Genomic DNA, 13,683 nt, shown 5'->3' on the forward strand with positions numbered 1-13,683 from the left:
GTCGGCGTGGTGGAGAAGCGGGACCACTATGTCCTCACCGCACGGACGGTCACCGGGGTTCTGGAGCTCAGCCGCATCCGGCTGGTGCTCCGCCCCAAGTTCCCGATCGCGGGAAACCGGCTCATCGACTGGCTCTCGTACGCCAACGGGCAGAACAGCACGATCGACGAGGAGCTGCGCAAGTGGCCGCTCGGCAGCGACGGTTACGCGGGGCTGGTTCCCGCCGCCCTGCTGTACGAGTGCCGTCTGCTCGTGCGCCGCGGCCTGCGCAGGCACTACGTACGCCGACAGCGCGTGGACACCACGCTGCGGGGGCGGCTGAACGTCGAGGCACAGGCCACCAGGTGTTTCGGCGCGGTCGACCAGTTGCACGTCAGGACCTTCGAGTTCGAGGACGGGGGCTGGGAGAACCTCGTGTGCGGAGCCGCGCTGAGCGCCGCCGCCGGGCAGGTGAGCGATCCGCTCCTCAAGCACCAGCTGGCCTCCGCGGCCCTGGACTTCCCGGTTCCTCCACGTACTCCCGATGTGCTGCCGTTGCTCGCCCGTGGGCAGTACTCCGCGCTCAACGCCCACTACCGGCCCGCCCACGCGTGGGCACGCATGGTGCTCGGCGGCGGCGGACCCAATGACCTGCTGAACCCGTACGGCTTCGAAGCGCAAGGGCTGCTGCTCAAGCTGGACGGTCTCTGGGAGAGCGTGGTCCAGCGCATTGCGGCCGACGCGGCGGCCGCTGTCGGTGGCTGGTGGGCCCGGGACAAGGTCCACCACATTCTGACCCACGGAAGGCACGGGGGCCACGGGAGGAGTTCCCCGTCCTTCCGGCCCGATGTGCTGCTGTCCTTCGGTCCGCCGGGCGCACCCCCCGGGGCCACGCCCTACCTGGCCGTGGACGCGAAGTACAAGAACTACGCGAAGGAGAACGTCTCCCCCGAGGACCGTCACCAGCTCCTCACCTACATCGCCGGCCACGCCGACCCCGGGAATCCCCTCGCCCTGGTGGTTCACCCGGACCCGCGGGGACCGTCCGGCCACCAGCTCGAATTCCGCGGGCCCCGTGGGCTGGTGGGACGCATCCTGGTGCTCGGCCTGGACACCCGCTCCGACCCGGGGACGGCCGCCGAACCGCTCCGGAAGGCGATCGCCGATTTCGCCGCGTCCGTGAAAGTGATCTGACCGCGGAAGTACGCGGGTGGGGCGGCCGTACCCTTCCTGACGGCTGCGGGTCGGCCATGGACGGATTCCTGACGGCCTGTGACCGTGGGGCACTCTCGCGAACCTCACATGTGCGTCGCAGAGATCGGAGGAGGGGCGGCATGCGAAGCAATCCCCTGATGCGGGACATCCTGCGGGCGACAGCTCCCACCGACCTGAGCGATCGGGATGTCCCACCCGTGTTCCGTGAAGTCGTGGAAGGCGGGTGGTCCGTCACGGCAGCCGGTGGCCGCGTGCTGACCGCCCTCCGCCCGGAGGTATCCGGCCCTTACCTCGACCGGCTCGCGGAAGAGACCACGAGCAATGGGAGGGGGATGACCGACTACGACCTCCCGGCCGCTCCGCACGAACGCACACCCCTCCTCGTCCGGAGGTGCCTGGCTTACGTGTGTGCCTGCCTTCGGACGGCACAGGAGGAGTTCGGCGACGCCGAAGTGAGGGCTTACGTCGTCCTCTCCTTCGCCGATACGGATACAGGTACCCGTACCCGTACCGATGAGGGTGAGGATGCCGATCCGGGGCTCCTCACCTCGAACGTCACCTTCTGTACTCCGCTTCCCGACGTTCGCCCTTTCATCCCGGCACTGGAGGACGTGCGGGATGCGGCTGTCGCGGAGATCTCCGTGGCGGACTGCGCGGCGTGGTCGTGACCGAAGCGCTCGTTCTCGGCCGGCCGTCCAGGAAGGCGGGGGTCCCGGGTCCAGCACGAGGCAGCCCCCTCCGACGTCCCGTGCGATGGGGATCAACCGCGGATGTCCGTAGAGAACGCTGCTGAACCCCATGCCCATGAAGTCGACGTCCGCCTCGTCGTCCCCCATCTCCTCCGCCGTGAGCCTGTCGTAGAAGCCGGTGGAGAGCCGCCACTCGTCAGCGATCCGGCGGGTGCCGATCGGCCTGTAGGACCCGGGCAGCATCGATCCCCCCTGGTAGCCGAGGCCGTCGTGCCGCAGCAACGACACCACCAGGGGCTTCGGGAGCGGCCGGCCGATGTCCCGTTCGGTCGCGGCGATATCCACCGGATCCGCGGGCGGCGCCGGCGCCGCGCAGGTCGTCGGCGCGTGCGCGGCCGGCCAGTTCTCGATGCGCGTCCACGACTCACTGATCGGTGCGGTCATGGCACGGGATCCTGCCGGCGGGTACTGACCGTCACCGGTGCGGCCCCGGTCCGGGTCGTTCCTTGCCGACGCCCCGCGTCAGCCGTGCATCGCGGAGGTGTACGCGAACAGCGCGATCACGCCGACGACGCACACGAGGATCACCCATGAGCTGAAACCGGTGTGCCTTCCCCTGCCGTTCCGCCGCGCGGACCCGCGGGAGCGCCGGGACCGCCGGGACCGCCCCGTGGCCGCGCGGTCCGGAGCGGGCCGCGCCGCGTCGGCCGCCGCGTCGGCCAGCAGCCGCCGGCAGGTCGCGGCGAGCACGCCCGTACCGGCGGAGAGGGGCACCACGGCCTCCGAACGCGCCGGAGCGGTGGTGCCGCCGTCCAGGATGCGACCCGCGCGTACGAGAATCTCGTCCCGGCCGCCCGCCGGGGCGAGGCTGATCCACCGCCGTACGTGTTCACCCCGGATGACCATCCCCCCGGACCGCTCCCGGTACACGGTGTGCTCCCGCCACAACACCGCCGCCAACTCCTGTGCGGTGTCTCTCAGTTGTGCGCCCACCATCCGTCCCCCCACCTCGCGTCGAATCGAACAAGCATCGAACTCTACTGGCGGGCACGGATCCCTGAGCATCAGCCCCACCCCAGGACGGCCCGGCCCGCACCCCGGCGGCTCCGTCGGGCCGGTCGCGGACGGTGGCCGTTGCAGTGGCCGTCGAAGGCGGGGGGCAGCAGCTGTGGACTTCGGGGTACTGGGTCCGCCGACCGTGTGGCGGGCCGGCGTACCGCTGGAACCGGGCACGCCGAAAGGACGGATCCCCCTGGCGGTCCTGCTGAGCCGACCGGGCCGGCCGGTCTCCGATGACGCGCTGGTGGAAGCGGTCTGGGCGGCGCGCACCGGGTCGAGCTCCGCGAGATGTCCGAGGCCGGCCGTCTGGCCATGCTGCGCCGAGCCGGACAGTGAGGCGGGCGGCGAGAGCCCCGCTGCCGACGGCGGTGACGGCGGTGACGCTCCGGCCGGGGGCGAGGGGGACGTCGCCGCCCCGGGCACGGAGCTCAAGGTCGGCGACAGGGCCGTCCTGCCGTTCGCGTACACGAGTGACAAGAAGGGCACCATCGCGGTGACCGTCACGGCGATCGAGAAGGGCGCCGAGGCCGATATGGCCGCCTTCGGCGACAAGGCGAAGGGGATGGACGCCCTACTTCATCAAGATGAAGGTGGAGAACGTCGGCGGCACCGGCCTGTCCTACGCGTCGCCGAAGCTGGACGGTGTGCTCGAAGGGGGTGCGGGCACGGGCATCGTGCTGATCGGCGACCTCCCCGGCACAGGCGACCGGGAGAGCACACCCCGCGAGTTCACCACCAAGGGCGCGTCGTACGAGACCTGCTCGCTCACCGCCACGAAGGGCGCACCGGTCACGGCCGCCCAGTTCGACGAGGGCGACACGTACAGCGACAGTCCCGTCGTCTGGGCCAACTGAGGCCCGGATCAGGGACCGTGTCGAGGGCGGGGCGAGCGGGCCTCGGTCAGCGCACGGGGAATCCGAAGGAATAGCCCTGCTCCTCCAGCCAGGGCAGGACCTCGCGCAGAGCAGCCAGCGTCTGGGAGCGTTCCCCGCCCGCGTCGTGGAAGAGGACGGTCGGCCCGTTGGAGATCTCGCGCTTGACGGTGGCGACCATGGTGTCCGCACCGGGGTGCTCGAAGTCCTTGGTGTCGACGTTCCAGCCCAGCGGCCGCATCCCGTGGGACGCGGCGAGCTGTCGGCTGTACGGGGTGAAGGCGCCGCCCGGGGCCCGGTAGTACTGCGAACGGACACCTCCGGACGCCTTGATGATCATGCGTTCGGCGTCCAGGATCTGCTGCGACTGGTAGGCCTCGGACTTGGTGTCCATGGTGGTGTCGTGCGAGACGGTGTGGTTGCACAGCCGGTGGCCGTCCGCCACGACCTGCTTGACCAGGTCCGGGTACGCCCGGGCCTGGGTGCCCACCATGCAGAACGTGGCCTTCACGCCCTGGTCCTTCAGCAGGCGCAGCACCTGCGGCGTCCAGACCGGGTCCGGGCCGTCGTCGATGGTGATGTTGACGCCCCGGTCCCCGCGGTCCGAGGCGTGCGCGATGTCCGCCGCCACCTTGGCCACGGGCCGGTCCCGCTCGTCGGGCGAGGCGACACTTCCCGCCGGCCGACCCCCGGTGGTGTCGGCCTGTGCGGTCCACACCGAGGTGGCGGCGGCCAGCGCCGTCACGCCGAGCGCCGCCGCGAGGAGCCGGCTGTGCCATGCCCTTCCCTTGTGCTTGCCCATGTCCGCCCGCCCCTTTTTGCTGTCTCCACCGATGCCGTGCACCCATCTAGACAGGCGAGCGTCCCGGTGGGATGCCTCGGTTACCGTTCGCGGACACAGTCGCAGGGAGCCGGCGACATTCGAGGCCGTCGCGAGACCGGGTCAGCGAGCCTTGCCCCCGGGGTCGCTGCCCTCGGGGCCGTTGCTCTTGGGCCCGTTGCCCTCGGCGAGGGTGTGCGCGACCAGGGCGTTGGCGTGCCCGTGGCCCAGTCCGTGTTCGGACTTGAGCCAGGCGACCAGCTCCATGTGCCTGGTCAGCGGGGACGCGCGGACGAGGTCCTTCCACTCGGAGACCGGGCGGCCGTACTTCTTCTCGATCGAGGGGAAGTAGCTGGCAGGGCCCTTCACGGCGTCGGTCATGGGGTGTCCCGTCTGTCGTGCCCTCCCCGTACGGAAGGCGTCGGGGGTATGACCGGCGGAGGTGGGTGAAGTCATCGGCGTTCGACAGTGGTTCGGGTCACAGTCCCGCACGGCCGCACCGCGCCGACGGCCACCCGGCCACCCGGCCACCGGAGGCCAACTCCGTTCTTTGCCCAGCCTTTACCCGGATCGGGGCCGGTGCCGGGATGCCCACGCGGCGGGAGCGTGTTGGCGCCGGGTGGACACCCCCGGCTATCGACAGGAAACCGACGTGACAGACGTGACGGCACACGCTCCGAACGGCGTGACGACCAACGTGACGACCGGTGTGACAAGCGGCGTGACGGCCGGCGTGACGGACACCGCTGCCCGCGCCGCGGACACCCTCTCCCGCCCGTTCACCGTTCGCGGGCTCACCAGCCGGAACCGGATCGCGATGGCGCCCATGACCCGGCACTTCTCCCCGGACGGCGTGCCGGGACAGGACGTGGCGGACTACTACACCCGGCGGGCCGCCGGTGACGTCGGGCTGATCATCACCGAGGGCACCTACGTCGACCACGCGTCCGCGGGGACCAGCGACTCGGTCCCGCGCTTCCACGGCGAGGCGGCGCTCGCGGGCTGGGCGGACGTGGCGGACTCCGTGCACCGCGCGGGCGGCGCGATCATCCCGCAGCTGTGGCACGTGGGCGTCACCCGCACCGAAGGCGCCGGGCCCGTACCGGACGCCGAGCCGGTCGGCCCCTCGGGCCTGTCCCTGAGCGGCGAGCCCAAGGGGCGCGCCATGACGCAGCAGGACCTCGACGACGTCATCGCCGCGTTCGCCGACGCGGCGGCGGCCGCCGAACGCGTCGGCTTCGATGGCATCGAACTGCACGGAGCCCACGGCTACTTGATCGACCAGTTCCTGTGGTCCGGAAGCAACCGGCGTACCGACGCCTACGGTGGCGACCTGGTCTCCCGGACCCGTTTCGCGGCCGAGATCGTGGCGGCCTGCCGCGCCGCCGTCTCCGACGCCTTCCCTCTCTTCTTCCGGATGTCGCAGTGGAAGGCGGACGCCTACGACGCGAAGCTCGCCCGCACCCCACAGGAACTGGACGACCTGCTCGCCCCGCTGGCCGAAGCCGGTGTCGACGTCTTCCACGCGTCCACCCGCCGCTACTGGCTGCCGGAGTTCGACGGCTCCGATCTGAACCTGGCCGGATGGGTGAAGAAGATCAGCGGCAGGCCGACCCTCACCGTCGGCTCGGTCGGCCTGGACGACGACTTCTTCAGCGCTTTTCAGGGCAACGACTCCAAGGTCACCGGCATCGAGCAGTTGCTGGACCGGATGGAGCGCGACGAGTTCGACATGGTCGCCGTCGGGCGGGCACTGATCTCCGACCCGGAGTGGGCGGCGAAGACCCTGCGCGGGCGGACCTCGGACATCACCCCGTTCACCGCGGAGATGCTGAAGAGCCTGCGCTGACCCGCGAGCCCTCGCACCGGCGCCTACGCCCTGTTCGCCGCAGCCGGGAGGTCCGCGCGGACCGCGGTGATCAGGGCGTGGCCGGCCTCGTGGGCGGCGGCGCTGCCCTCGGTGGGGGTGGTGCCGGCACGCTGGTGCAGGACGACCCCGAGGACCAGCCGGGAGACCCCGGCGACCTCCTGCGTGGTGGCCCAGACGAGGTTGCCGCCCGCCGGGGTGGAGGAGCCGGTCTTCAGGCCGATGACCCCGTCGCGCCCGAGCAGCTTGTTGGTGTTGCGGAAGGTCACCCCGGTGCCCGGGGCCGTGACGGAGGCGGTCGCCACGATCCGCCGGAAGGCCGGGTCCTTCATGGCGGCACGGGCCAGCCGCAGTTGGTCGTCGGCCGTGCTCCTCGTGCTCGTCTCCATGCCGCTCACCCCGGTGTACGTGGTGGCGCGCATGCCGAGTCCGGCGGCGGCCCGGTTCATCTTCGCGACGAACGCCTTCTCGTCACCCGCGTCCCAACGGGCCAGCAGCCGCGCCACGTGTTGCCCGACGGCACCATCATCAGCTCCAGCAGGCGTCGTTGGGTGTACTCCCGACCGGCCAGGACAGGGGCGGTCGTCTCAACGGAGGAGTACGACTCGTCGGCCGCCTGCCGGTCGGCGACCACGGTCGCGCCGGGGGCGTCCGCCCCCATCGGGTGGCCCTTCAGGATCACGTACGCCGTCATGACCTTGGTGACGCTGGCGATCGGGACCGGCTTCTGCTCGCCCCGGGTGCCGAGGCTGCCGATCCCCTCGACCGCCACGCTCGCCTGGCCCTCGCGCGGCCAGGGCAGGTGCAGCGACCTGGCGAGCGGCGCCACCTTCTCCCCCGGGCCCTCGGCGGGGGCCGGCCCGACCGTGGACCTGCCGCCGCCGGCCGCGTACCACCCGCCCGTACCGGCCACGAGCACCACGGCGGCGGTCAGCGGTACGAGGACCGAGCGGCGGATTCGGAAGCGAAAGCGGGAGCGGACACGGACACGGAGACCACTCCCGGTGGCCGGCGCAGGGCCGGGGTCGGGAGTGAGGGCAGGAACGGCGGGAGTGTCGGGAACGATGCGGGTATCGGGCATGGGCTCCTCCAGGTGACGGGTGACCGGTGCGGTTTCCCGTACTTCCGTCACCTTCGAGGAGTCGTTCTTCCGCACCCGTACGGCGCCGTTTCCGCCCCCGCGAGAGTGCGTATCGGTTCCGTATCAGGCCGGACGCGGGGCCAGATCGAGGGTCGCTAGCGCTCCCCCGCCCGGGGCGGTCGCAAAGGTCAGCCGGGCTCCGAGCACCCCGGACTGGCCCTGGGCGACCGTCAGGCCGAGACCGTGCCCCCGGCCGCGTTCGCTCGCGCCGGTGCGGAAGCGCTGCGGGCCCCGCTCCAGCAGGTCGGGCGGGAACCCGGGCCCGTGGTCGCGTACGGCGATCCGCGCCCCGGTCACGGTCACCTCGACGGGGGCCGCACCGTGCCGGTGGGCGTTGATGACGAGGTTGACCACGATCCGCTCCACCCGGCGCGGGTCCGTCTCCACCACCTCGGCGGCCCCGACGTCGAGGTGGGTGTCCGTGCCCGTACGCCGCACCACGTCGGCGACCAGGTCGCCCAGCGGCACCGGGTCGAGGCGGGCCCGCTCGGCGCCCGCGTCGAGGCGGGAGATCTCCAAGAGGTCCTCGACCAGGGCGCTCAGGGCCCGCAGCCGGTCCCGTACGAGACCGGTCGCCTCGTCGTCGTCGGGCAGCAGACCGGCGGCGGTGACCAGGCCCATGAGCGGGGTGCGCAGTTCGTGCGCGACGTCGGCGGTGAAGCGGCGCTCGGTCTCCAGCTTGCGCTGGAGGGCGCCGGCCATGGCGTCGACGGCCGCCGACATCTCGGTGATCTCGTCGCGGGCCCGGCCGCCGGGGCCGATGCGGGCGTCCAGGTCGCCGTCGGCGATGCGGCGGGCGGTACGGGCTCCGCGGCGCAGCCGCCGGTTGATCGGTTCGGTGGCGAGGGCGGCGAGCGGAACGACGAAGACGAGGGCGGCGAGGACGGATTTCACGATGCTGCGGTCCAGGAGCTGGAGGCTGCGGACCTCGGCGCTCATGTCGTCCCGGACGACGAGGATCTGATCGTCGCCGACGTCCACGGCGCCCCACATCCAGTACCAGTTGGGCGGCTTGACGTCGTACCAGGTGGCGTAACCGCCGTCGGTGGCGGGACGGCGCCCGGCGAGGTCGCGCGCCAGCTGTCCGGGCAGCTCGGCCCTGGTCCGTACGTCGATGTCGGCCGGCGCCTTCCCCGTACGGTCGAACTCCCGCTCGGCCGCGATCAGCCGGGTGAGCGTCCGGTCGTGACCGACGCGCAGCCCGCGCTCCCGGGTCGCGTCGTGCACCAGGAACCCGACCACGGCCGCGACCGCGCAGCACGCGGCGGCGGCCAGGGCGGCGATCTTCCAGCGCAGGGCGCGGGGGTTGAGGAAGTCCACGGCGTCCGCCGGCCGCTCAGCCGCGGACGAGCTTGTAGCCGAAGCCGCGGACCGTCTCGATCCGGCCGCCGCCGATCTTCTTGCGCAGCCGGAGCACGCACAGGTCCACCACCCGGGTGTCGCCCTCCCAGCCGTAGTCCCACACATCGCGCAGTAGCCGGCGGCGGTCGAGCACCGAGCCGGGCGCGGCGGCGAACTCCAGCAGCAGCCGGAGCTCGGTCGGCGTCAGCGGCACGGTCTCGCCGGCCCGGCGCACCTCCATGCCGAGGGTGTCCACGCTGAGGTCCCCGAAGACCAGGATGTGGTCGGCCCGGCCGGACCTCCCGGCCGCGGGTCCTTCCGTGTCCGGGCGGAAGGTGGCGCGGCGCAGCAGGGCGCGGATCCGGGCGACCATGACGCCGGTGTCGACGGGCTTGATCACGTAGTCGTCGGCCCCCGCCTCCAGGCCCGCGACCACGTCGAGGGCGTCACCGCGCGCGGACATCATCAGGACCGGGACGGGGCTCTCCTCGCGGATCCGGTGGCAGAGGCCGATGCCGTCCAGCTCGGGCAGCATCACATCGAGGATCAGCAGGTCGTACGCGCCCGCCCGGAAGGCCTCCAGGCCGGTGAGCCCGTCGGCGGCCACGTCGACCCGGTAGCCGTAGCGTTCCAGGGCCAGCTGGACGGCGCGGCGGATGGTGGCGTCGTCCTCGACCACGAGCACGCTGACGGGGGCCGGGCCCCGGGCTTCGGACACGCTGCCTACCTGGGCGTTCGAGGTCATCGGTCGCTCGCATCGTAGTCGGGGGAGGGCGGCGGACCGGGTCACCGGCCCAGGGTGGCCGCCACCGGGAGGTGGTCGCTGCCGGTGGCGGGCAGGGTCCAGGCGGCGCGCGGGGTCATCCCCCGCACCAGCACGTCGTCGATGCGGACCACCGGGAACGCGGCGGGCCAGGTGAACCCGAGGCCGTCGCCCGCCTCCCGTTGCGCGGAGCGCAGCTGCGAGGTCACGGGGGCCAGCGCACCGTCCAGGTACGTCCCGTTGAAGTCGCCCAGCACCACGACCCGGGGTGCGGGCTCCGCCCGGAGCGCGGCGGCCAGCTCGCGGGCCGCCGCGTTGCGCCGGCCCGTCGTGAAACCGGCCGCCGAGACCCGTACCGACGCCAGGTGGACCGCGTACACGGCGACGGGCCCGTCCGGGGTCCGGGCCGTGGCGCGCAGCGCGCGGGTCCACGGCATGATCGGCACCGCCTTCACGTCCGCCAGCGGGTACCTGCTCCAGATGCCGACCCCGCCGATCAACGCGTGGTGCGGATAGGCGGCGGCCAGTTCGCGGGAGTAGACGCTCGCCGACGCGTCGGAGAGCTCTTCGAGCGCCAGGACGTCCGCGCCCGCCCCGACCAGGGCGCGCGCGGTGCCGGCCGGGTCGGTGTTCCCCTCGTTCACGTTGTGGCCGACCACCGTCAGACCGCCGCCGCCCGAGCGCTTGTCGGTGAGCGCGCCGCCGAAGAGCGTGCTCCAGACGACGGCGGGCGCGAGCACCGCCACGGCGGCGGTCCGGGACCGGCGTACGGCGGCGAGGCCGAGGAGGAGTGGCACGCCGAGGCCGGTCCAGGGCAGCAGCGTCTGGAAGAGACTGCCCGCGTTGACCCCCGCGTTCGGGACCCACGCGTGCAGCGCCGTCGCCACGGCGCACAGCACGGCGACGGCGGCGAGCAGCCGGCCCGGTCGGCGGGAGCGACGGGGACCGGCCGTCCGGGCGCCCGGGGGCGTCTGAGTGCCCGGGGGTACGTGGGTGCCCGGGGGCGTCCCGGGGCCCGGGGGCATCGAGGTGTCCGGGGGTACGTGGGTGCCCGGAGCCGTCCGGATGCCCGGGGGCTCGTGGGTGCCCGGAGCCGGGGCGGGTGCGGAGCCCTCATGGGTGCCGTTGCCCCCGTCGGTGCCGACGGGCCCGTCCCTGCCCACGGCCTCGTCGAAGCCGGTGCCCCCGTCGCTGCCGACGGCCTCGTGGGAGCCCATCGGCCCGCCGACGCCCATCGCCTCGTGGGGGTCCAGGCCGCCCTTCCGGATGCTCAGCACGGCACGGGTCTCCCAACGTCACGTACACCGGGGGTCGGGTACGCCCCCAGCGTCCGCGAGCCGTACTTCCGGCCGGTCAGAGCGCTGCTTCGGGGACCGCGCGGGTCTGTTGCGGTTACGTATCGGTCAGCGCCCCGGGAAGACGTCGCCGGCCTGGTGGACCGCCCCCTCCGGGTCCAGCCGGACCCCCCTCCCGTACGCCTCCGTGAACGCGTCCGCTCCCAGCGTGGCCCGGGCCCCGGCGGTGACGCGGTCGACGTCGGCGCGCTCGGCGGGTGGCAACGGTGCCCCGGCCCGCCGCCGGGCGGCCGCCGCCGCGCCCAGGAGGACGGCCGCCCGGGTGGCGGCGGGGCCGTCGCCGAGCAGCACGGCCGCGCCGGCGAGGCCCTCCAGGGAGAGGGCCAGGGCGCGGGGCTCCGCGAGGGCGCGGGCGATCTCCAGGCCCGCCCGATGGTGGGCGGCCGCCCCGGGCGCGTCGCCGCGCAGCTCGGCGACGAAGCCGAGCTCGGCCAGGAGCAGATGGTCGCCCGCCCGGGAGGAGACGTCGGCGTGGCCGTCGCGGATGTGCAGCAGATGCCGCTCGGCCCCGTCGAGGTCGCCCGAGCGGCGGGCCCCGAGGGCGAGACCCATCTCGGAGTGGATCTCGCCGTACTTGTACCCCTGTTCGGCGGCGATCCGGCGCGCCTGTTCGTGCAGCTCACGGGCGCGGTCCCAGTCACGGGCCAGCAGCGCGAGCCGGCCGAGCCCGGAGAGCCGCGCCGACACCTCCGCCGCCAGCCCCCACTCCCGGGCCAGGCGCAGCCCTTCGTGCTGGCGGCGCTCGGCGTCCTCGTACGCGCCCTTGATCTCGGCCAGCGCGGCGAGCGGGGACACGGTCTGCAACTCGCCCCAGCGATCGCCCAGTTCACGGAAGATCAGGGCGCTGCGCGTGCCGTCGCGGCCAAGACCGGCGAGGTCGCCGGAGCTCAGCGCGAGCATCGCGCGCAGGCCGAGGGCGGCAGCGATGCCCCACCGGTCCTCCGCCGTGGTGAACAGGGCGAGGGCCCGGGTGTTCAGCTCACCGCTCCCGGCCGCGTCACCCGCGCTGAACAGGCCGTACGCGCACAGCCAGAGCGCCCTGGCCCGGCGCACGGGGTCGGGGATCGCGGCGGCGGCGGTCAGAGTCGCATCCGTGCCGGGACCGGGGCCGTGCGCCGTGGTCGCCGCCGCGGGGTCACCAGCGTCCGTGCCGGGACCGGGGCCGTTGCCGTGCGCCGTGGTCGCCGCTGCCGCCGGGTCACCGGTGAGCAGGGCGAACGCGGCGTGCAGGAGGGCGAGTTCGGGTGGGCCGTCCGTCACGGCCAGCACGGCGCCCAGGCTCCGGCGCGCCTCGGTCAGCCGGCCCCGCAGCAGCCACCACCGGGCGAGGGCCGTGGCCAGCCGGACCGCCTCCGCCGGCTCCCCGGCAGCCGCCCGGCGCACCCCTTCGTCGAGCGCCGTCCGCAGGTTGCCGGCCTCGGCGTCCAGCCGGGCCAGCCAGGGCCGCTGCCCGGCACCCCGCAACCGCGGCTCGGCGTCCTCGGCCAGCGCCCGGTAGTGGCGCAGATGGCGGTCCCGTACGGCGGTGAGGTCCTCCATCTCGTGGAGCCGCTCGGTCGCGTACGCGGCGACGGACTCCAGGAGCCGGTAGCGGGGGCCGGTGGGCCCGTCCACCACGACCACCAGGGACCGGTCGACCAGCCGGGTGACGAGGTCGAGCACCTCGTCCCGGGCGACGCCGTCCCCCGCGCAGACCGCCTCGGCGGCGGCCAGGTCGCAGCCGTCGCTGTGGGCGGCCAGGCGGCGCAGCACGATGCGTTCGGGCGCGCTGAGCAGTTCCCAGCTCCAGTCGATCACCGCCCGCAGCGTCTGCTGGCGGGCCGGAGCGCCGCGCTGCCCGAAGGTGAGCACCCGGAAGCGGTCGTTGAGCCGCCCCGCCAACTCCCGCACGCCCAGAGCCCTTACGCGGGTGGCGGCGAGCTCCAGCGCCAGCGGGATGCCGTCGAGGCGGCGGCAGATCTCGGCGACGGCCCGGCGTTCGGGCTCGTCCGGTGCGTCCGGGTCGCGCGGGAAGCCCGGGGTGGCGGCGGCGGCGCGCTCCATGAACATCCGGACGGCGTCGGCGGGCGGCAGGGGCTCGACCAGGAACATCGCCTCGCCCGCCAGGCCGAGCGTCTCCTGGCCGGTGGCGAGGACCCGCAGGCCGGGGGCGGTGCGCAGGAGCAGTTCGGCGAGTTCGGCTGCGGCGTCGACGACATGCTCGCAGTTGTCCAGGACGAGCAGGGTGCGCCGGTCGCGCAGGGCGGCGGCGAGGCGGTGCGGGACGGAGTGCGTGGCGGCCCCGGTCCCGGTGCCGGGCAAGGAGCTCGGGGCGTCGTCGCGGATGCCGAGGGTGGCGGCGACCACCTGGGCCAGGTCGGCCGGGGTCCCGGCGCGGATGCCGGAGAACTCCACGAGCCAGGTTCCGTCGGCCAGTTCACCGGGCCGGGCCGCGTCCCGCTCGGCGGCGGCCGCCGCCACGGCCAGCCGGGTCTTGCCGACGCCACCGGGCCCGGTGAGGGTCACCAGCCGTGCGTCGGCGAGGAGCCGGGAAAGGTCGGCGAGCGCCTGCCGGCGGCCGACGAGGGGGGTGAGGGGGACGG

11 protein-coding genes and 3 pseudogenes are annotated in these 13,683 nt (G+C 73.7%); 5 read left to right on the plus strand and 9 right to left on the minus strand.

Annotated elements, in window-relative coordinates; all coding sequences use genetic code 11:
• The first annotated feature begins 6 nt into the window (after positions 1-6).
• Positions 7-1,173, plus strand: a complete 1,167-nt coding sequence (locus tag HET64_RS09960; RefSeq protein WP_215103908.1) for an McrC family protein — start codon at positions 7-9, stop codon at positions 1,171-1,173.
• Between the two features lie 140 nt (positions 1,174-1,313).
• Positions 1,314-1,862, plus strand: a complete 549-nt coding sequence (locus HET64_RS09965; RefSeq protein ID WP_251145079.1) for a hypothetical protein — start codon at positions 1,314-1,316, stop codon at positions 1,860-1,862.
• 99 nt (positions 1,863-1,961) lie between these two features.
• Here the strand turns inward: HET64_RS09965 and HET64_RS38945 are convergent.
• A pseudogene (locus tag HET64_RS38945) lies at positions 1,962-2,228 on the minus strand (hypothetical protein); the annotation flags it as partial.
• On the opposite strand from HET64_RS38945, the gene HET64_RS38950 reads away from it, so the two are divergent.
• On the plus strand, positions 2,200-2,355 hold the full coding sequence (locus HET64_RS38950; RefSeq protein ID WP_251145080.1) for a hypothetical protein: 156 nt from the start codon (positions 2,200-2,202) through the stop codon (positions 2,353-2,355). The pseudogene HET64_RS38945 and the gene HET64_RS38950 overlap by 29 nt on opposite strands.
• A gap of 50 nt (positions 2,356-2,405) precedes the next feature.
• Here HET64_RS38950 and HET64_RS09975 read toward each other — a convergent pair whose 3' ends face one another.
• The gene (locus HET64_RS09975) at positions 2,406-2,879 is read right to left on the minus strand and encodes a hypothetical protein (protein ID WP_215103910.1); all 474 of its coding nucleotides are present in this window, start codon (positions 2,877-2,879) and stop codon (positions 2,406-2,408) included.
• 223 nt (positions 2,880-3,102) lie between these two features.
• On the opposite strand from HET64_RS09975, the pseudogene HET64_RS09980 reads away from it, so the two are divergent.
• A pseudogene (locus tag HET64_RS09980) lies at positions 3,103-3,796 on the plus strand (hypothetical protein).
• Positions 3,797-3,842: 46 nt separating this feature from the next.
• Here the strand turns inward: HET64_RS09980 and HET64_RS09985 are convergent.
• Positions 3,843-4,616: a polysaccharide deacetylase family protein gene (locus tag HET64_RS09985; protein ID WP_215103912.1), complete on the minus strand. Its 774-nt coding sequence runs from the start codon at positions 4,614-4,616 to the stop codon at positions 3,843-3,845.
• 141 nt (positions 4,617-4,757) lie between these two features.
• Positions 4,758-5,015 (minus strand): DUF4287 domain-containing protein, encoded by a 258-nt coding sequence (locus HET64_RS09990; protein WP_215103914.1) that lies wholly within the window; start codon positions 5,013-5,015, stop codon positions 4,758-4,760.
• Between the two features lie 352 nt (positions 5,016-5,367).
• Between HET64_RS09990 and HET64_RS09995 the strand changes: the two genes are divergently transcribed.
• Positions 5,368-6,483: an NADH:flavin oxidoreductase gene (locus HET64_RS09995; RefSeq protein WP_215103927.1), complete on the plus strand. Its 1,116-nt coding sequence runs from the start codon at positions 5,368-5,370 to the stop codon at positions 6,481-6,483.
• On the opposite strand, the pseudogene HET64_RS10000 reads toward HET64_RS09995, so the two are convergent.
• The 5 genes and pseudogenes from HET64_RS10000 to HET64_RS10020 form a co-directional block, all read right to left on the minus strand.
• Positions 6,452-7,582: pseudogene (locus tag HET64_RS10000) on the minus strand (D-alanyl-D-alanine carboxypeptidase family protein). The gene HET64_RS09995 and the pseudogene HET64_RS10000 overlap by 32 nt on opposite strands.
• A 123-nt stretch (positions 7,583-7,705) precedes the next feature.
• Positions 7,706-8,962 (minus strand): HAMP domain-containing sensor histidine kinase, encoded by a 1,257-nt coding sequence (locus HET64_RS10005; RefSeq protein ID WP_215103916.1) that lies wholly within the window; start codon positions 8,960-8,962, stop codon positions 7,706-7,708.
• 16 nt (positions 8,963-8,978) lie between these two features.
• Positions 8,979-9,728: a two-component system response regulator CseB gene (cseB, locus tag HET64_RS10010; RefSeq protein WP_215103918.1), complete on the minus strand. Its 750-nt coding sequence runs from the start codon at positions 9,726-9,728 to the stop codon at positions 8,979-8,981.
• 41 nt (positions 9,729-9,769) lie between these two features.
• The gene (locus tag HET64_RS10015; RefSeq protein WP_374105551.1) at positions 9,770-10,771 is read right to left on the minus strand and encodes an endonuclease/exonuclease/phosphatase family protein; all 1,002 of its coding nucleotides are present in this window, start codon (positions 10,769-10,771) and stop codon (positions 9,770-9,772) included.
• 378 nt (positions 10,772-11,149) lie between these two features.
• Positions 11,150-13,683: AAA family ATPase (locus HET64_RS10020; protein ID WP_215103921.1), on the minus strand; the 2,534-nt coding region annotated here is incomplete at its 5' end.

It is taken from the genome of Streptomyces sp. McG3 (genome assembly GCF_018619185.1).
Taxonomy (GTDB): Bacteria; Actinomycetota; Actinomycetes; order Streptomycetales; family Streptomycetaceae; genus Streptomyces.